Source organism: Bacteroides faecalis (assembly GCF_003865075.1).
Lineage (GTDB): Bacteria > Bacteroidota > Bacteroidia > Bacteroidales > Bacteroidaceae > Bacteroides > Bacteroides faecalis.
Window position 1 is genome coordinate 194,874 of record NZ_BHWB01000008.1, and the last position, 18,925, is coordinate 213,798.

General features: G+C 37.6%; 16 protein-coding genes and 1 riboswitch. Of the genes, 8 read left to right on the forward strand and 8 right to left on the reverse strand.

All coding sequences use genetic code 11. From position 1 onward, the window contains the following. Nucleotides 1-18 precede the first annotated feature (18 nt). Together EJF25_RS14695 and EJF25_RS14700 are read right to left on the reverse strand one after the other, a co-directional pair. Nucleotides 19-1,593 (reverse strand): Rne/Rng family ribonuclease, encoded by a 1,575-nt coding sequence (locus EJF25_RS14695; RefSeq protein WP_125041798.1) that lies wholly within the window; start codon nt 1,591-1,593, stop codon nt 19-21. A gap of 287 nt (nt 1,594-1,880) precedes the next feature. Beyond that, a complete protein-coding gene (locus EJF25_RS14700; RefSeq protein ID WP_025074398.1) occupies nt 1,881-2,156 on the reverse strand; it encodes an HU family DNA-binding protein in 276 nt (91 codons plus the stop codon). A 683-nt stretch (nt 2,157-2,839) separates the two neighbouring features. Between EJF25_RS14700 and EJF25_RS14705 the strand changes: the two genes are divergently transcribed. The 6 genes from EJF25_RS14705 to EJF25_RS14730 all read left to right on the forward strand — a co-directional run bounded on the left by EJF25_RS14705 (nt 2,840) and on the right by EJF25_RS14730 (nt 8,341). Beyond that, nucleotides 2,840-3,670, forward strand: coding sequence for a hypothetical protein (locus EJF25_RS14705; RefSeq protein WP_125041799.1), 831 nt, complete (start codon nt 2,840-2,842; stop codon nt 3,668-3,670). 13 nt (nt 3,671-3,683) lie between these two features. After that, complete coding sequence (locus EJF25_RS14710) at nt 3,684-4,448, forward strand: hypothetical protein (protein WP_125041800.1); 765 nt, start codon at nt 3,684-3,686, stop codon at nt 4,446-4,448. A gap of 217 nt (nt 4,449-4,665) precedes the next feature. Further along, on the forward strand, nt 4,666-5,715 hold the full coding sequence (gene mutY / locus EJF25_RS14715) for an A/G-specific adenine glycosylase (protein ID WP_125041801.1): 1,050 nt from the start codon (nt 4,666-4,668) through the stop codon (nt 5,713-5,715). Between the two features lie 86 nt (nt 5,716-5,801). Continuing rightward, entirely contained in the window at nt 5,802-6,266 is a 465-nt protein-coding gene (locus EJF25_RS14720) for a single-stranded DNA-binding protein (RefSeq protein ID WP_125041802.1), read from the forward strand. Between the two features lie 76 nt (nt 6,267-6,342). After that, nucleotides 6,343-7,689: a gliding motility-associated protein GldE gene (locus EJF25_RS14725; RefSeq protein WP_125041803.1), complete on the forward strand. Its 1,347-nt coding sequence runs from the start codon at nt 6,343-6,345 to the stop codon at nt 7,687-7,689. 1 nt (nt 7,690) lies between these two features. Then, nucleotides 7,691-8,341, forward strand: coding sequence for a 4'-phosphopantetheinyl transferase family protein (locus EJF25_RS14730; RefSeq protein WP_125041804.1), 651 nt, complete (start codon nt 7,691-7,693; stop codon nt 8,339-8,341). Between the two features lie 111 nt (nt 8,342-8,452). Here EJF25_RS14730 and EJF25_RS14735 read toward each other — a convergent pair whose 3' ends face one another. The 6 genes from EJF25_RS14735 to phoB all read right to left on the reverse strand — a co-directional run bounded on the left by EJF25_RS14735 (nt 8,453) and on the right by phoB (nt 16,560). Next, nucleotides 8,453-9,304 (reverse strand): cell surface protein, encoded by an 852-nt coding sequence (locus EJF25_RS14735; protein ID WP_125041805.1) that lies wholly within the window; start codon nt 9,302-9,304, stop codon nt 8,453-8,455. Nucleotides 9,305-9,317: 13 nt separating this feature from the next. Continuing rightward, a complete protein-coding gene (locus tag EJF25_RS14740) occupies nt 9,318-10,658 on the reverse strand; it encodes a DUF5074 domain-containing protein (protein ID WP_125041806.1) in 1,341 nt (446 codons plus the stop codon). Between the two features lie 18 nt (nt 10,659-10,676). Next, nucleotides 10,677-12,056, reverse strand: a complete 1,380-nt coding sequence (locus EJF25_RS14745) for a DUF5074 domain-containing protein (RefSeq protein WP_125041807.1) — start codon at nt 12,054-12,056, stop codon at nt 10,677-10,679. Nucleotides 12,057-12,263: 207 nt separating this feature from the next. After that, a riboswitch (cobalamin riboswitch) is annotated at nt 12,264-12,471 on the reverse strand. A 101-nt stretch (nt 12,472-12,572) separates the two neighbouring features. Next, nucleotides 12,573-13,514 carry a DUF5106 domain-containing protein gene (locus EJF25_RS14750; protein WP_125041808.1) on the reverse strand — a complete coding sequence of 314 codons (942 nt, stop codon included), beginning with the start codon at nt 13,512-13,514 and terminating at the stop codon, nt 12,573-12,575. A 565-nt stretch (nt 13,515-14,079) separates the two neighbouring features. Further along, a complete protein-coding gene (gene phoR / locus EJF25_RS14755) occupies nt 14,080-15,861 on the reverse strand; it encodes a two-component system sensor histidine kinase PhoR (protein ID WP_125041809.1) in 1,782 nt (593 codons plus the stop codon). A 9-nt stretch (nt 15,862-15,870) separates the two neighbouring features. After that, complete coding sequence (gene phoB, locus EJF25_RS14760; protein WP_125041810.1) at nt 15,871-16,560, reverse strand: two-component system response regulator PhoB; 690 nt, start codon at nt 16,558-16,560, stop codon at nt 15,871-15,873. 241 nt (nt 16,561-16,801) lie between these two features. On the opposite strand from phoB, the gene EJF25_RS14765 reads away from it, so the two are divergent. Beyond that, nucleotides 16,802-17,995 carry a hypothetical protein gene (locus tag EJF25_RS14765; RefSeq protein ID WP_125041811.1) on the forward strand — a complete coding sequence of 398 codons (1,194 nt, stop codon included), beginning with the start codon at nt 16,802-16,804 and terminating at the stop codon, nt 17,993-17,995. 102 nt (nt 17,996-18,097) lie between these two features. Then, nucleotides 18,098-18,898, forward strand: coding sequence for a DUF3805 domain-containing protein (locus EJF25_RS14770; RefSeq protein ID WP_125041812.1), 801 nt, complete (start codon nt 18,098-18,100; stop codon nt 18,896-18,898). Nucleotides 18,899-18,925 lie beyond the last annotated feature (27 nt).

The window sequence follows — 18,925 nt, forward strand, 5'->3', positions numbered from 1 at the left end:
TTCGAGTCGCCTTTTCTGTTATTTGATTTCGATTTCTTCCTTCATATCGATTTCCTCCCTATGTGTATCATAGAACACATATTGAAGAAAGGCGAGTTTTTGATTAGGAATGATCTTGATACCGAATCCGTACTTCATTTGCCATTTACGTTTCAGAGACATGAGTCCCTGATTGATGTAGGCGGCCACATACGGATGGACGTGTAGCGAGAATTTCTTCACCTTCAGTTTATTGACCAGATAATCAATTTTACTCTCGAGAGTGTCCGTAAAGAGGATGGACGGCTTGATGGTACCTTTTCCAAAGCAAGTAGGGCAAGTTTCGGACGTGTTTACGTCCATGGCTGGACGCACACGTTGGCGCGTAATCTGCATCAGTCCGAATTTGCTGAGAGGCAGGATGTTATGACGTGCCCTGTCTTTTTGCATATTGGCACACATACGTTCGTAAAGCTTCTGACGGTTTTCGGCTTCATTCATGTCGATGAAGTCTACGACAATGATACCACCCATATCTCTCAATCGCAGTTGGCGAGCCAGTTCGTCAGCGGCTCCCAAGTTTACTTCGAGTGCGTTACCTTCCTGCCCGTTGGCATTCTTGGTGCGGTTACCGCTGTTCACGTCTACTACGTGAAGCGCCTCAGTGTGCTCAATAATCAGGTAGGCACCACTCTTGTAAGAGATTGTTTTACCAAACGACGATTTAATTTGTTTGGTGATACCGAAGTTGTCATAAATGGGAAGTTGCCCTTTGTACAGTTTCACGATGTTGGCACGATCAGGTGCGATCAGCGTAACGTAGTCCTTGATTTCATTGTATACAGCCTCGTCATTGACGTATATATTCTCAAAAGAAGGATTGAAGAGGTCGCGTAGCAAACCTACAGCGCGGCTTGTCTCTTCATAAATCAACGTCGGATACTTGGTGGCTTTCTGCACTTTGGTCATTGCATCTTCCCAATGTTTGACTAAGACTCTAAGCTCTCCGTCGAGTTCGGCTACGCGTTTGCCTTCGGCTACCGTTCGCACAATGACACCGAAATTTTTCGGCTTGATGCTCATTAGCAGTTGTTTTAGGCGGGCACGTTCTTCGCTCGATTTAATTTTTTGGGAAACAGAAACCTTATCGTTGAAGGGAATCAGTACCAAATAGCGTCCGGCAAAAGAAATTTCGGACGTTAATCGGGGACCCTTAGTCGAAATAGGCTCTTTAACGATTTGCACCACTACTTCTTGTCCGACCTTTAATGTATTGGCTACAGTGCCATCCTTGTCAAGGTCAGGAAGCATGGTTACTTTGCTGATGGAGTTCAGCTTCTTTCTGTCGCTTAGAGTTTGCTTTACAAACTTTTCGAGTGAGTTAAATTGAGGTCCCAGGTCTAAATAATGAAGGAAAGCGTCTTTCTCGTAACCGACATCCACAAAGCATGCATTCAGTCCGGGCATCAATTTCTTGATACGTCCCAAATACATATTACCCACAGAGAAAGAAATGTTTGTTCCTTCGCTTTGAAGTTCCACCAGACTCTTATCTTCGAGAAGGGCGATGGAGACCTCTTTGGGCTGTACGTCTACTACTAGTTCACTTGTCACAGTTTCCTTTCCTTAAATTATATTAGTTGAATCTCAATACAATGAACAACTTTTTTTACATTTTGTTCATTAAGGTCAGCTACTTAAACAAAGAACAAACTTGAAAGACATAAGCTTCGCAAGTTTGTTCTTTATTCTGTTTTGACTCAGACTTAAAAATTATTTTTTGCTTTTATGTCTGTTCTTTCTTAGTCTTTTTTTACGCTTGTGCGTAGACATTTTATGTCTTTTTTTCTTTTTTCCGCTAGGCATAGCTTCACAATTTTATTGGTTAATACTCTTGTTTATTATTTCTTCACTGAGATTGTAAATGTCTTAGCCGGTTTGAACGCCGGAATGTTGTGTTCCGGAATGATGATGGTAGTGTTCTTTGAAATGTTACGAGCTGTCTTTTGTGCTCTTTTCTTCACTACGAAACTGCCAAATCCGCGAAGATACACATTTTCATCTTTTGACAAAGAATCTTTCACAGCATCCATGAATGCTTCCACTGTTGTAAGGACTGTAACCTTGTCAATTCCGGTTTTCTTTGTAATCTCGTTTACAATATCTGCTTTAGTCATTTTTTCTCAAAAAAAATATTATTACTCTGTTATTGCTAATTTTTTGGACTGCAAATATATAGCTTTTTAGTGGCTCTAAAAAATATATTTCGGACTATTTTTAGAAAAAGTCGTGAGATTATATGTTATTAAGTTGATTATGAGATGTTCTTTGTTATTCGAAATCGAATTTTTCTGGAAGGTATAGAGAACTCATCTATATATAATAGGTATAAAGTTTCAATTGACATTATAGGAAGCCGGCATGTTAACAGATGATTAGAGAAATAAAAAATAGAACGTTTTCTATTTTTCTGAAAAACAGGTAATGGAATACGATTGAATAGCTCATTAAGTTGGATAAAAAGATTATTTGGAAGGGAAACAAATTTTATCGACATTAATTGGTTTTCATATTTTACAATCGTTTTTACTTAGAAATGTATAACTTTAATAGTATAAGTGTCATATTTTTAAATACAAATATCATTTTTGAAAACTGTTTTACTAAAAAAATATCTAGGTTTGCTAAAAGAAAGATATACATTCATTTTTGTTAATTTTATACAGTTGAATTTAAAAACGGGTAAGTTAATTGTTTGTAGTGCATTGCCCCAATCAAAAAAGAACAAAGTTACAGTGCTGTAAATATGAATATGATTAAATATTGAAAAGTGATACATTAACCGATAAATTAAATGAATATGAAAAAGTTATTTTATTTTTATTGTGTTTTGTTTGTTTCGATAAGTATTAGTTCTTGTGTACAGGATCAAATGTTCGAGAATGAAAGTGAGAAACAATTGGAATTGGCAAACTATAATTATGTTTGTAATTCGAAAAATAAATGTATTCCTACTGTTAGTATCAGTGGTATAGGAAGGATAGCGAATGTGCATTTATCTTGTGTAAATCATGATAATGATCATGAATTCACATTTAGATGTTGGGGGGAAAATGGATTTATATACAAAGAAGAAAATTTTCTTTCTGCCAATAGTTCGTTTACTATTGGTTTTCCACCATCATCAACTAATAAGGCCTATGATGTTTCGTATAGCCTTTCTTGTCGTAGTTGCTATCAATGTAATACTTCAGGTGTGATTCGGATAAATCCAGATGAGACCATAGATGCAGGTTCTATAAATGATTGTTTTAAAGATTATTTGAGCTATTCTGTTATGTTAGATTACGGATACTCAAATAGTGTAATTATAGAAACACAAGATTATAACCATTTTCATGATGAAGCAAATTATATGGACGTTAATAAGATACGGGTATATATTATAGATACGTATGGACAAAAAAGATTGTATCCTTCTCCTGTATCCATAGAGTTATTATCACCTTACCGACTTAGAATATATGGTCTTCCTACGTCTAATAATACTCTTTCTATGAAAAGTTGTCAAGTTGAATTGTACAATGAGAAATGTAAAGGTAACTTTGAACACTATTTGTACTTTACTTATACAAGTCATGGAGATATACGTTTAGGACAGTATGTTTTACAGAATCATAAAGAACATTAAATAAATGATTAGAATGAAACGAATAATTTTATCAATGATTTCTATAGCTCTGTTCATAGGATGTGCAAGTAAGAAGTATAGCGTTTTCACCTCTTTTTATCAAGTAGAAAAAACGGATTCTGTACGGATTGACAGTCATTCAATTGATTTGGACAGTATGCGTGTACTAATTGTAAGTATGCAAGATACGATTGCAAAGGATTTGAATATCAGTCAGCAGAAAAAAACGACTGTAGAGTATGAATCTCCGTATAATCGATATAAACGTTATAATCCGAATCAGGCAAACTATTCTTTTTCGCGTTGGCAGGGAAGTGTGGAATATCAATTCTTCAATAATATAATTGCACGTAGGGTGACTGAACTCTTGAAGAGTAAAACACCCACTGCTTTAGTGGAGAGTAAGAGAAAAATATTCGATGAGCAGGAAGTGGAGGATATCAACAAACGGTTTAATGCCGGATTGGTTGCTGTTATACGTGATATAAATTTTACTTTTGATTCTAAAAACGAATTTAGTAGCTATAAATCTCCTCCTGCTTTTCCTCATACCTATTCTTGGGGAGGAGATAATGTTTCGCAATCACAAGGAACAATGGTATGTTATCAGTCAGTTTGGGATTTGTTTTGGTTGGACACTTCTGGTTATCAAGTATTGCGTAAACAGACTATTGTACAGACAGGCGGATATTACGCCGGAGATGATGGAGAACCACTGGAAAAAGTGTTATCATGTGCCTTAAAAGCAGGTGATGACTTTATTAACTTGTTTAAATAAGGACTGGATAATTTTCAAAATAATGATTGATCTAATTTCGATTTATTGATATTCAGTGGCTATCCCGAATATATGTTTTTGAGTTCTTGGGAATATATTCTGCACATTTTCTAAAAAAGTGGAGGCATTAAGTTTTCTTAGAGTCAAAAGAGTTACTTTTGTGTGTCTTTTGAATAGCATATACAAGATAATTGTTAGACGAATCCTTTTGTGTGCAATGAATGAATTTACAAGAACGATCATAGAGTGGTATAATGAGTACAAACGAGATTTGCCTTGGAGAGAATCATCGGACCCTTATTTGATATGGATTTCCGAGATTATTCTTCAGCAGACGCGTGTGGCGCAGGGATATGATTACTATCTCCGTTTTATCGGACGGTTTCCCAATGTACAGACGTTGGCAGACGCTGATGAAGATGAAGTGATGAAGTATTGGCAGGGGCTGGGATATTACTCTCGTGCCCGTAATCTTCATGCTGCTGCCAGGAGTATGAAAGGTGTTTTTCCGAAAACGTATAAGGAGGTGTTATCATTGAAAGGAGTGGGGGAGTATACAGCCGCGGCTATTTGTTCTTTCGCTTATGGAATGCCTTATGCGGTGGTAGATGGTAATGTATACCGGGTTCTTTCGCGTTACTTTGGGATAGATACGCCGATTGATTCGACGGAAGGGAAGAAACTCTTTGCTGCTTTGGCGAATGAAATGCTGGATAAGAAACATCCGGCGTTATATAATCAGGGAATTATGGATTTCGGCGCGATACAGTGTACTCCACAATCGCCCAACTGTTTGTTTTGTCCGTTAGCGGAAAGCTGTTCGGCTTTGGCTACAGGACGCGTGGCATTACTTCCGGTCAAGCAGCATAAAACGAAAACGGCCTATCGCTATTTCAATTATATTTATGTACGTGTGGGCGCGTATACATATATAAATAAACGTACAGCAAATGATATCTGGAAGAATCTGTTTGAGTTTCCTTTGATTGAAACTCCTGTTTCTATGACTGAAGAAGAGTTTCTGACTTTGCCGGAATTTCAGTCATTGATTGCCAAGGGAGAGAAGCCAGTGGTACGTACTGTCTGCAGGGATGTGAAGCACGTCTTGTCTCATCGGGTAATTTATGCTAATTTCTATGAGGTAACGTTACCCGAAGATTCGGCTTCCTTCATTAATTATCAGAAAATAAAAACGGACGAACTCGAGCGGTATGCAGTTTCTAAGCTAGTACATACTTTTATTGAGAAGCATGTCGGTTTGAAATAAAAGTAACAACAATTCTTGCATTCTATTGTTATTCTGTTTAATTTTGGCAGCAGATTTAATTTTTGAATGATAAATCCGATACATATATGTCAGTAAATAAAGTGATATTATTAGGAAATGTAGGACAAGATCCGAAAGTGAAATACTTTGATACGGGATCGGCTGTGGCTACTTTCCCTTTGGCTACAACAGATCGTGCTTATACGTTGGCAAATGGAACTCAGGTTCCCGAAAGAACAGAATGGCATAATATCGTAGCTTCAAACCGTTTAGCTGAAATTGTAGATAAATATGTGCATAAAGGTGATAAGTTGTATCTGGAAGGAAAGATAAGAACTCGTTCTTATAGTGACCAGTCAGGAGCGATGCGTTATATCACCGAGGTTTATGTAGATAATATGGAAATGTTGAGCCCTAAGGGTGCTAACTCGGGTATGGGAACTTCTGCCGGACAACAGGCTGCTCCGGCGCAATCTAATCTTGTGCAACAGGCGCAACCTTCTCAGACACAATCCGCACAAGGTGGTTCGGCGGATGATTTACCGTTCTAAATACTGTGATAATGTGTCAATGAGTTGCATAAACCCATTGGCGCATTATTTTTTGTTTAATTAAAATATATATTCTTTGGACTCAGATGGTTATTTAAGCCAATTGGCTGATATTTTCAACGGTATTACCGTACAAACTCCTTCTATCTCTGCTATTATAGCCATAGTGCTGGCAGGTATTCTTCTGCTTGCTTCTGGTTTTGCTTCGGCTTCTGAAATCGCTTTTTTCTCTCTTGGTCCTTCGGATCTAAATGATATTGAAGAACAAAATCATCCTTCTGACAATAAGATCAGTGCACTTTTGAGTGATTCAGAACGTTTGTTGGCAACTATCTTGATTACGAACAACTTTGTGAACGTTACGATTATTATGCTCTGCAACTTTTTCTTCATGAATGTGTTTTCTTTCCATTCTCCTTTTGCAGAGTTTCTGATATTGACTGTTATTCTTACATTCTTGTTATTGTTGTTTGGTGAGATAATGCCAAAGATTTATTCGGCACAGAAAACGTTGGCTTTCTGTCGTTTCTCTGCACCGGGAATTTATTTCCTTGAAAAGGTATTTCGTCCGGTTGCTTCTGTTCTGGTGCATTCTACCGCTTTTCTGAATAAACATTTCGCTAAGAAGAATCATAATATTTCTGTCGATGAACTTTCTCATGCTCTGGAACTTACGGATAAGGCTGAAATCTCGGAAGAAAACAATATTTTGGAAGGGATTATACGTTTTGGTGGTGAGACTGTAAAAGAGGTGATGACATCGCGTCTGGATATGGTCGATTTGGATATTCGTACACCTTTTAAGGAAGTGATGCAATGTATCATTGAGAATGCTTATTCGCGTATTCCTGTTTATTCCGCCTCAAGGGATAATATCAAGGGAGTACTCTATATAAAAGACCTTCTGCCACATGTTAATAAGGGAGATAATTTCCGTTGGCAGTCGTTGATTCGTCCAGCTTATTTTGTTCCTGAAACGAAGATGATCGATGATCTTTTACGTGATTTTCAGGCTAATAAGATACATATTGCTATTGTTGTAGATGAGTTTGGGGGAACTTCCGGTCTGGTGACGATGGAAGATATTATTGAGGAAATTGTTGGTGAGATCCACGATGAATATGATGACGAAGAACGTACATATGTGAAGTTGAATGATTATACTTGGGTGTTTGAGGCAAAGACTCAGCTGACAGACTTCTATAAAATTGTGAAAGTAGACGAGAATGAATTTGAGAAGGTAGTAGGGGATGCGGATACATTGGCTGGTATGTTGCTTGAAATTAAGGGAGAGTTTCCTGCACTGCATGAAAAAGTAACGTATCATCATTATGAGTTTGAAGTGTTGGAAATGGATAGTCGGCGTATCTTGAAAGTCAAATTCACTATCAATCCAGTAGAGAGTCAGAAGTCAAAAGAGTAAGATGGCTTTATTTCTGCAACATAAAGAACATTCCTGGCAGTGGGCAGTCTGGAAGATGGACGAGGGCATAGAGGAATTATTGAATCTTTTGCCTGTTTCGTTGAAAGCGGAATACGAAAAAGAGATCCAACGGTTTACATCTGAGCATCGGAGACAGGAATGGTTATCGGTTCGTGTTTTGTTATTTACCCTCTTGGGAGAGAAGAAAGAAATCGGATATAAATCCAGTGGTAAACCTTATTTGGTAGATGGTTCCTTTTATATTAGTATTTCTCATACCAAAGGGTATGTAGCAGTCATCCTGAGTTCGGAAGTACCGGTGGGAATTGATATTGAACAGTATGGAAAACGTATTCACAAAGTCATCGATCGTTTTATACGTCCGGATGAACAGGTTGGTTCTTATCAAGAGGATATTACGTGGGGATTATTATTACATTGGTCAGCTAAAGAAACAGTTTTTAAATACATGAAAGATCCCGATGCTGACTTACGGAAACTTTGTTTATCCCCTTTTATCCCTCAGAAAGAAGGACAGTTTCAACTTCGGGAATATGTCACAGAACAGAAACAACTGTTTGATGTGGGTTATCGTATTAATTCCGATTTTGTATTAACTTGGGTAGCTGGAGGGAGGATATACATTGGGTAATGCCTTTACGCCAATTCCTGCATACTGGCATATTTTCGGTTGATAGAATGAAAAAAGTCAGAGTCTCTTTTCGAGAAACTCCGACTTTTCTTGTGTTATATATATTTTTTTTCAGAATGCTTTGAAACCTGCTACTTCGGTAGAGACTTCACCAATTACTCCTGCATTTTTTAGAATTGCACTTTGTACTTTTACAAAATGAATGCTTTCCAGTTGCACCGGATCACCGTTCGAATCAACAGCATTATCTAGATCGAATTGGTTGTAACGATAGTTACCATATTCATCTTTGGCAATATCTTTTCCCCAATTATCAGCATATCCTTCTCCGAAGTCTTTGTTATGCCATTCTCCACTAACCTGTTCTGTACGTGGTTCTAGCATACTTCCTGTTAATGTATATAAACTACTTTTTATCCAATTGGGATAATACATTTGTTTATGGAATTGAGGAAGGTATGTGATTGTACCTGATTCTCCTTGATTATCCTCCCAAGGAATGTCTCCTATTTCGTCAGGTCTGTAATATGTTACTGAATAGTCGCGAGTCGTTTCATCGCTTCCGTTCAGTTCATACCAAACATCGTCCGCTTTTCCATTACCGTTATCATCCCTTGATACCCATACGATCCCCGGTTCGGAACTGTCGGAAAATGGGTTACCAATAATTGCAAAGTCATATCCTTTACGGTTCTTGATTTCTTTTGGCATTTTTACTGTTATATAACCTCCAAATGCTCCTAAAGAAACATATCCTTTCTTTTTGAAACGCTCTTCTGCGTAGGCGTTTGCTTCTTCCATTGTTTGGCAATTGAAGCCGTCGTTGATAAACTGTCCCGGTGCAGGACAGTACTCCAATACTTTTAATTCTCCATCATTGTTTGGAAGAGGCTCATCATGATCATTTCCACATGAAGAGAAAATAGTAGCTATGATAGCTAAAACATACCAATGCTTTTTCATAATTTGTATCTGTTTAATTATTGAATATTATATGAGAAGGACCATTCTCACCACAAACAATGGAATTAATTAGTTCTCCATTCTTGTTATAAGTGACAATTTTATAATCTTCCCATTGTTCACCATAAATGACGTATAGTTCGCCGGTTTTCTGGTTTAATTGTAATGTCGCAGCAATTGGTAATTCGGATTCATCGGCTGAGATGAAAGGTTCTTTGATAGAGTTGGGATCACCAATGACATATTTATAAATGTTATTGTCAACAGACGCAATATAAATGACTCCCTCTGTCTCTGCCGCAACCATACCAACTGTGGGGCTTGACCAATACGGACCTTTTGCCGGTTTAAAATTGATAGGAGTTTTTTGTACTGTAAAGTTTTTGTCGATTTGAACAATGCTACAACCTTCGTCCGTAGACTCAAGTGTGTATACGTTGCCATCTTTTGCTTGTACAAAATTTATTTTCTGATTTTGTATTATATCAAGTCCCGGTTCTGTAGCTGAAGGCATTTCGTTTTCTTTAGCTGCTAATAGGTCACTTACATTATAACATTTAACTTGGGAGGGATCTCCATAAGTATCATTCACTAGAACTTTTCCATTGTATACAACTCCATTGAATAGGCTATAGGAGCTGTTCTTTGTAAGGCTGACATTGCTTAGAGATTTAAGGTTGATACGTCGTATTCCATCTCCTCCTGCCAATGCATATTGATCATTCAGTATGACCATACCATGCAAATGAGTTCCAACCGTTGCCGATTTCTCATAGTAGAGAGTTTTCGAATCAACAACAAAAAGGTGGTCTGCATTACTTGTGCTACTGTTGTTTAGAATATATAGTTTTCCATTATTGCTGCAAATACTTGGTTTATCGGCTCCTAACTTTTTACCGGCATTTAAAGAACTATAGCAATCTTCATATTTTACTTTCTTTTCTGTATCATAGAAGTTAAAAGTATCATCAATATAGAGGAATCCTTTTGAGAAGTCATGATTAGAATTGAAACTTGTATTCATTTCTACCTTACCATATTCATTACTGATGATACAGGTAAGATTAGCTCGGCATGGTTTTTCTACCTTATAGCTGAAAGTGCGTTCATTGGAATATTCTTCTCCATTGATGAGCCAGGAATAAGTTGTATTTTCCGGATTGAGTAACTTCGGAGTGATTTCCAATGTTTCTCCCATGTTCAGAACTTGGTTTTCAGTAGGGAATGTTCCTTTTAATACATTTGGGTAATGTGCCAGATTGTCGAGGTGTAAGTCTTCGCAATCATCATCGCTGCATGAGGCAAAGCCTATAGATACACATGCTATCAATAAAATTGAATGTAATTTATTCATTAGTTTCTGTTTTTGCGATTAATTGAAAATGAATGTAGCGGGGAAGTAGTATCCATCATAAGCTACTTCTGATATTTTTTCTCCGGTTTTAGCATTGAATCTTACTATTAGATTTTTCTGATAATCTTCAGTCAGATAATTTGCTAACAATTCATTGGTTTCGGAGTTGATACGAATACTTGCACCATAGAAGTGATATCCTTCCTTATTATAATTAATGAATGCTTCGGTAGGAGCAGGATTATCAAAAGTTACTTTGTATATTTTTCCACCAGCAATATAATAGAAGGTGCCATCTGGAGTTCCACAGAAATTAGCTTCCCTGTAGCTTCCAAAAGAAGAAGGAATGTAGTTACTATGAATTGCTTTCTTCTCTATTTTCCAATCTGTACTGATTTTTACCAAGTTGTTCTCTACATTTTCTTTAATTGTCTCTACTGTGTAGAGGTCATTACCACATTGGACAAAGCGAGTGCCTCCGGTAGTTTTTATATCTAATGTTTCGAAGGGGAACTGGTTTTGCCAATTGTATTGAGATAGGTCGCCACATAAGGTCTCAAGATCAATAACATATATCTTTTGTCCTTTTACATTAAGCAAAAGTTTATTATTGTAGACTATACCACTTCCACAACCTCCCCAGCTATTGCCTGTAGAGATTCCTACTGCTTCGAATGTATTTAGGTCTACCCGATAGAAATCGCCATTAGCTGTTATTACACCGTAGCGGTCATTGATACCGATAAATTCATAGGCTTGTCTTCCTTTAGGTAATAAACGACCTGCATTTTTCTCAACATAAAGAGTTTTAGGATCCATCATCACTAATTGATTATTTTCTTTAGAGCAAACATATAATTTTCCATTCCATAATGTTGCTGATTGTGTAGTGCCCCCTAAAACATCACCGAAGTTTTGATTTTTATAACACCAATGATCCATGTTATTAGTTTGGTAATTATAAAATGAAATACTTCCTGTTTCATGTCCAAACCAGCCTTCGTTAATTACGAAACAACCTTTTGAATAGTCAGCTCCAGGGACAATCACCTTATTTTCCAAAGTTACCTTTCCAAGATCATTGCTAAGCTCCAATACTACTTTTGTACGAGTTGGACGTTCGGCAAGGAAAGTGAATGAGGGGGCTGTAGACATATCCTCACCATTCTGATACCATTGATAGTATATATCTAAGAGACTACTGGCTTTGGGTGAATACACAAATTGTTCTCCGACATTAAGGGTTAGGTTTTCTTCTGGGAAAGTGCCTTCTTTCAGGGCTGGCAATCCTTGTAATTTCTCGATGTGTTCGAGATCACAATCATCGTTAGAACAAGATGCAATGACAAGCACTGTAGCCAGACATAGAAACGATTTAAATAGTTTTTTTAAGTTCATATTTTATTGATTTTAGAAAATTGCTTATAAATACAATCCATAAAACATTCTTCATAAAAGTGTCCGGGCGAAATCCCTTCGACCGGACACGCATAATAAACTTGGCAGAGTTTATCTTTACTACATACTTTCTCTGAATCAGAGTGGTGAATGAAATGATAGACGAATGGTCCGGTTCATTAGATTCAACGCTTTTTCCTCGAAAGCAGTGAAATAGATTACATGGCAGGTCTTCTGACTTGTTCCTGTTGTGAACGCCTTCCCGGAAAAACTAATCCAGTGGCTCATGAGTTAGGTTGCTCACAACATAATATATGGAAATTACAGCAGCGGGACTGTTCAGGATTTACACCTGATTCCCTTTTAATCGCTTCCCTCGCTTGAGAGTTGCAAACCAATGTGGGACAAAGATAGATAGTTTCTTTTTCTTATGCAAGAAAGAAAGGGAGGGAATTTAAATAATCTGATTATCCGTTCTTTTGATATTGGGATAAGTGGCAGATAATCAGATTGTTGTTATGAGTGGAGGGCTAAATATTCTTCAATAGCTTGTGCTGTAGCATCTTTTAGTAATACGGTTTTTTCTTTGTCAATGAGGTAAAGAGTAGGGATTGCTTTTAAGTCGTAAATTTGCTCTTCTTTGATGGTGAATTTTTTATCATAAGCATTGATCCATTCTTTAGGAAATTCATTCAGATGTTTTCTCCATTCATCAAGTTCCTCATCTGGATAAATAGAAAGTAGTATCAGTTTCTTTTCTTTCAGAAGTTTGTTGATGATAGGAGCATTCTTTAGTTGCCCGATCATTTCAGAACATGCATGGCAACCGGGGTTGTTGATGAACAATAAGATGTAATCGGCATTTAGCTTATAGAGATTACCTTGTGTACCAGAAGCCAACGTGTATGTGAAATCAAGTGCTTTCGTCCCAATACGGTTTTTGAGAGCAAGTTCCAAACGTTTTTTCGGACGTATCTTTTCTGTTTCATTCAGTATGGGTGAGGCGATCATCGCTTCAAGCACAGGAATATAAAATTCTTCGTTACGTAGCGGAGAATTAGGATCATACAAATATTTGTCCGCTAAATCTGTGATATAAGAGAATACTTTTTTATCTGCATTCGTCTGTTCGATGGTCTTTCGAATCGCTTCATGAGCAGTTGTTAAAGGTACATGATTGAGGATATCGCAATAATCAGCCCATGCTTGTTCTGTGATGTCAGGGTGATGAATATAATTTGTATCGGCAAAATTTACGTTATCCCAATAATGTTTTACTAGAAAGTCTGCACGTTGCTCCGGAGCTGTCATCATTTGTGGAATGGACGGCAAAGTGAAGGCTTTAATGGTATCTTGTGGCATTTCATTCTTGTTTTGACTGGAAGCGTTCCCGCTTTTGCAGGAAGTGCAAAGAAGAAAAAAACAAAGAACGGGAAGGAAGTTTATATTCGATTTCATAACTTGCTGTTTTTACGTTGAACTTTTCTTCGTATACGTTGAGACAAAGATAGCTTCCTTTTTACTTTCTTCAAAGTGTTTTCTGAAAGAATATTCCGGAATATAAAAATGGTTTAGCTGAAGATGTTCTGTTTTTAAGAAAACTCTCCAAATTATGGGTAGTTTAGTGAGTGAAGTAGTGGAAATATTGTATTAATAAATGTGATAATATACGGAAAACTGCTTTGAAATGACAGAAATACAATCGGGAAAATTAATTTGATCCAGTATTTGCTCTCACTCTGCCCTAACAGTTGCTCTCACTGCTGAAATGCCGATCAATAGGTGGATACAAGCATAGAGTGAGGGCATGAGAGCGAAACTGCTACAAATCTTTTATTGTGTAGCATGTTTTGCTGGTTCAAACGGTGCAGAAATGAATTAAATTAAGAACTAAGAATGAAGAATTGGCTACGCTATTACGCTGCAAAGTAATTCTTCATTCTTCATTAAAAACTGTAAGTAATGCGCAAAATGTGACTGTGCGAAGTATCATTTAGCCGAAAGGAGTTGTTTTATATAAAATCTATTTTTCTTTAGCCAGTGTAAATACGAACTCCAATCCTCCTCCTGGATTATTTTTAGCAGAAATGCTCCCGCCATGGATAATCACAGCATTCTTTACAATCGCCAGACCGAGCCCTGTTCCACCTAGCTTACGTGAACGTCCTTTATCCACACGATAGAAACGTTCGAAAAGGCGATTCAAATGCTCAGGAGATACACCAACACCAGTATCGGCAACACTAAAATAATAGTAGTTTTCGTCTTCACGGAAACAATTGATATTGATTTGGATGTTTGTTCCGGCGTAAGCTATGGCATTATCCATCAGATTACGGAAGATAGAGTAAAGCAATGAGTAGTTCCCTTTGATTTGAATACTTCTTTTGAGAGAATTGACAACAGTGATTTGTTTCTCTTCTAACTCCAGAGATACTTCATTAATGATATTGCCCACTAAAAGACTAATGTCTATTCGCTCCATATCAATCATATTAGCGGCTTCATCCATACGGGTAAGTACAGAAATATCACGAAGCAAGCGACTCAATCGATTACTTTGAGCATAACATCGTTCAAGGAAAGTATTCATCTTGTCTCTGGGGATTGTCTCATTATTGACAATAGTCTCCAGATATCCCTGAATACTACTGACTGGAGTTTTTAGTTCATGCGCAATATTCTGAGTCAGTTGTCGTTTCAGTCGCACCTGTTCTTCCTCTTGGGTAACGTCATTAATAGAAATCTCGAAACTTGCGTCCTGGAAAATGATACACTCTACGATAAATGTCCTTCCGTTTTTATTGATCGTCACAGACATTCTCTTTTCATCTTTACCTCTGGAACGCTGTTGCTGATTCTTGTTGATGAAATGAGTGATTTCCTTCAATTCTTCAATGGCAAACACCTCCTCGGTTGTTTCCAGATTAGAGTCTGAAATCAGGTTGCTGTATTGTGTAAAAAGATTATTCACCAGAATTTCTTTCTTGTCTTTGGTGAATATCCCCAATCCTTCGTGTGAAATTTGTAGGTGAGTGATTAACTTTTCACGTTCAATGTAAAGAGCTTCTTTAGTTTCGTGCAGGCGTTTGTATATCTGGATAATATGCTGTGAGATCTCTCCAAGTTCATTGTGCGGAAAAGCAGAATTCATCTCCATCTCAATTGGCTCGTTCCGATCGGCACGCATGGCGAATTCTCGGAGTTGGCTGATAGAAGTTCCCAGTTTCTTGGTAAACTTGTAAAAGATGATAATTAATAGCAGAGATACAATGACTGTGAACCACAAATAGTGTGGATCTGCTTTCAGATTATTAATCAGGCTGACGTTGTAAGGTAATGCCGAACGTATGAAGTAATCTCCGTAACGAGTAGCTGAATAGAAATATGGCACTCCTGTTGTCTCCGAAGTGCGGCGTACATCGAATCCGTTACCGTTTTTCAGTGCCTTTTGTATTTCCGGGCGATTCAGGTGGTTTTCAATTGGGTGATTGGAAGTTTGATAACTGTCGTATATCACATTGCCCTGTAAATCAATCAGCGTTACACGTAAATCTTTCAAAGAGTGATTACGGATATATTCATTGGTTGCCTCTTCGATAGCCGATGTGGTATTTAATTGTTCATATAGCCGGCTGCTGTAATCTTGTAACTGTGTATTCAGCAATTCGATTTTGTACTCTCTTTCGCGCTGATATTGATACGCGATAAAGCATATGGCGAATACAAGAAATAGAGATATAACCGAAAGGAACAACTTCCGGCTGAAAGAAAGAAAATGTTTATGTGTGACAGGTAGGTTCATAATTGTTTATTATTCAGCTTCAAAGCAATATCCATATCCCAGGCGGGTAACGATACATTTGCCGTATTCGGCTATTTTCTTGCGTAAACGGGTAATGTTTACGTCGATGGTACGATCGAGAACATACACCTCATCGCTCCAAATACGTGCAAGGATATCTTCGCGAGAGAAGACACGTCCTTTATTTTGTACTAAAAGAAGCAGTATTTCAAATTCTTTTTTGGTAAGTTGCACTTCTTCACCGTCGATACTTACTTTCTTTTTGGTAATATCGATCACGAGTGACTGGTAAACAAGACGTTCGGGAGCTTGTTCAGCTTCTGCAGTCGTTGTACGTCTTAAAACAGCTTTTACGCGGGCAATGACTTCACGCAGAGAAAAGGGTTTCGAAATATAATCATCCGCTCCCAGATTAAATCCTGTAACGGTATCATTCTCGGTATCTTTGGCTGTGATAAAGATGATAGGCACCTTGTCCGTTTTCTTATCCTTCTTTAGCATATTAGCCATTTTGAATCCGGAGATTTCTCCCATCATCACATCGAGAAGTAGCAGGTTATAGCTGCCGATATCCATCTTCAATGCTTCTTCGGCAGAATTTGCGGTATCCACTTCAAAACCTTCATTTTCCAGATTGAACTTCAGAATTTCACAGAGGTCCTCTTCATCATCGACAACTAAAATGCGGTAATCATTCATAATCTATATGTATTAATGTGATATGACAAAGTTACATTTTTATTTTATTCTGTCGCAAAGATGAGGAGACTTTGTTACGGGCGGATGAAACAAATATTACATTCATATTACATTCTACAAAATGCGCTATCCGGCATAGATTTTAATAGTTTTTGTGGAATGTATGAGGAATAAATGATTGCTATTTGTTATCTTTGTTAGGGAAATGTGATAGATACATTATAATATACATCAACAGGCAATGATAAAAATTGACTTTAAGCAGCATCGACGCGAAATAATCGGTATCATTATAGCGGTCTTACTAATAATAGGAGGTATGTCCATCTTTAGATATACTTCTTTCAATAAAGATTTTGAGATTGTAGACGATTTGGGAGGAAATATCTTTCCGTCGGCTATCTTGTCGGTAGCTACAACGGATGCACAAGTAATCACTCCTTCGGATTCTTTGTATTTGGGAAATCCTAAATCGTGTATTGCTATCCGGATAAAATCAAGGACAGCTTATAGTCGTGTGCGGATTGAAGTGGCGGAAACTCCTTTCTTTTCCCGTTCCGTATCGGAATTTGTATTGAATAAGCCCCGGACGGAATATACTATTTATCCGGATATTATTTGGAATTATGAAGCATTGAAAAATAATGTGCAGGCAGAGCCCGTCAGCGTTGCGGTGGAAGTTGAGATAAATGGAGAGAATCTGGGGCAACGTGTCCGTACATTCTCTGTGCGTAGTATTAATGAATGTCTGTTGGGGTATGTGGCAAAAGGAGTTAAGTTTTATGATACCGGTATTTTCTTTGCTGCTTATGTCAATGAGGAGAATCCGATGATTGATCAATTGCTTCGCGAAGCATTAAATACTCGTATCGTGAATCGTTTCCTAGGTTATCAGAGTCCGGTTAAAGGCGCTGTTGATAAACAGGTATATGCACTTTGGAATGTACTACAAAAACGCAAGTTCCGTTATAGCTCCGTATCTAATACAAGTCTTTCAAGCAATGTCGTCTTTTCTCAACGTGTTCGTACGTTTGATGATTCTTTGGAGTCTTCACAGATTAACTGTGTAGATGGAAGCGTACTTTTTGCTTCCTTGCTGCGTGCCATTAATATCGATCCGATTCTGGTACGTACGCCGGGACATATGTTTGTTGGCTATTATACGGATAACTCTCATAAAGATATGAATTTTTTAGAAACCACAATGATTGGTGATGTGGACTTGGATGACTTTTTCCCGGATGAACAGCTGGACTCTACGATGGTCGGTAAATCTCAGAATGAGATGTCATTACTTACTTTTGAGAAATCCAAAGAATACGGGAATAAGAAATATAAGGAGAATGCGAAAGGAATTCATTCGGGTAAATTGAATTATATGTTTTTGGAAATCTCCAAAGATGTACGTCGAAAAATACAGCCTATAGGGAAATAGTGTTGCTTTTCGTCTTGTTTATCAGCCTTTCTTTGAGTGATTGAAATTATTTTCCACTTTTTATTTTTATCTTTGCATTCATAATTCTTAAAATGAAAGAGAATGCAAGGCAAGAAATTTATCTCTCCCGGAGCATGGTTCTCCATGATTTATCCATCGGACTGGAACGAGTTTGAGGATGGTGAAGGCTCTTTTCTTTTCTATAACCCCGAAGTATGGACGGGCAACTTTCGTATATCCGCTTTTAAGGGGAAAGCCGGTTATGGCAAAGAAGCCGTTCGGCAGGAACTGAAAGAGAATGAAACTGCTTCTTTGGTTAAAATAGGAACGTTGGAATGTGCATATAGCAAAGAAATGTTTCAGGAGGAAGGGACTTACTATACTTCTCATTTATGGATTGTCGGAATAGATGATTTAGCTTTTGAATGCTCGTTTACTGTACCTAAAGGTGGCGATGTGAAGGAGGCGGAGGCTGTCATTGCTACATTGGAAGCTCGTAAGGAAGGACAGAAGTACCCAGCGGAACTTATTCCTGTTCGTCTGTCGGAGATTTACCAGATTAATGAAGGATATGAATGGGCAGTTTCTATAGTAAAACAGGAGTTGAAGAAAGACTTTCAGGGAGTAGAAGAAGATTTGGATAAGCTTCAGCAATTGATTGATAGTGGTAAGATAGGTCCCAAAAAGAAGGATGAATGGCTGGCAATCGGTTTAACGGTTTGTTCTATTCTGGCCAATGAAGTGGAAGGAGTAGAATGGAAAACGTTAATCGATGGAAACCGTGAAACACCTGTTCTTCAATATCACGATCAGGTGGTTGATCCTATGAAATTGGCTTGGAGCAAAATAAAAGCAGGTCAGCCTTGCAATGTTATTGAGGAATATAAATCCATACTTAATTAATTTAATTATCACAACCCAACTAATCAC

Coding starts and splice junctions, on each gene's coding strand:
- EJF25_RS14700 (WP_025074398.1), bottom strand. CDS start 2,156: ATGACTAAAGCAGATATTGTAAACGAGATTACAAAGAAAACCGGAATT.
- EJF25_RS14705 (WP_125041799.1), top strand. CDS start 2,840: ATGAAAAAGTTATTTTATTTTTATTGTGTTTTGTTTGTTTCGATAAGT.
- EJF25_RS14710 (WP_125041800.1), top strand. CDS start 3,684: ATGAAACGAATAATTTTATCAATGATTTCTATAGCTCTGTTCATAGGA.
- mutY (WP_125041801.1), top strand. CDS start 4,666: ATGAATGAATTTACAAGAACGATCATAGAGTGGTATAATGAGTACAAA.
- EJF25_RS14720 (WP_125041802.1), top strand. CDS start 5,802: ATGTCAGTAAATAAAGTGATATTATTAGGAAATGTAGGACAAGATCCG.
- EJF25_RS14730 (WP_125041804.1), top strand. CDS start 7,691: ATGGCTTTATTTCTGCAACATAAAGAACATTCCTGGCAGTGGGCAGTC.
- EJF25_RS14735 (WP_125041805.1), bottom strand. CDS start 9,304: ATGAAAAAGCATTGGTATGTTTTAGCTATCATAGCTACTATTTTCTCT.
- EJF25_RS14740 (WP_125041806.1), bottom strand. CDS start 10,658: ATGAATAAATTACATTCAATTTTATTGATAGCATGTGTATCTATAGGC.
- EJF25_RS14745 (WP_125041807.1), bottom strand. CDS start 12,056: ATGAACTTAAAAAAACTATTTAAATCGTTTCTATGTCTGGCTACAGTG.
- EJF25_RS14750 (WP_125041808.1), bottom strand. CDS start 13,514: ATGAAATCGAATATAAACTTCCTTCCCGTTCTTTGTTTTTTTCTTCTT.
- phoR (WP_125041809.1), bottom strand. CDS start 15,861: ATGAACCTACCTGTCACACATAAACATTTTCTTTCTTTCAGCCGGAAG.
- phoB (WP_125041810.1), bottom strand. CDS start 16,560: ATGAATGATTACCGCATTTTAGTTGTCGATGATGAAGAGGACCTCTGT.
- EJF25_RS14765 (WP_125041811.1), top strand. CDS start 16,802: ATGATAAAAATTGACTTTAAGCAGCATCGACGCGAAATAATCGGTATC.
- EJF25_RS14770 (WP_125041812.1), top strand. CDS start 18,098: ATGCAAGGCAAGAAATTTATCTCTCCCGGAGCATGGTTCTCCATGATT.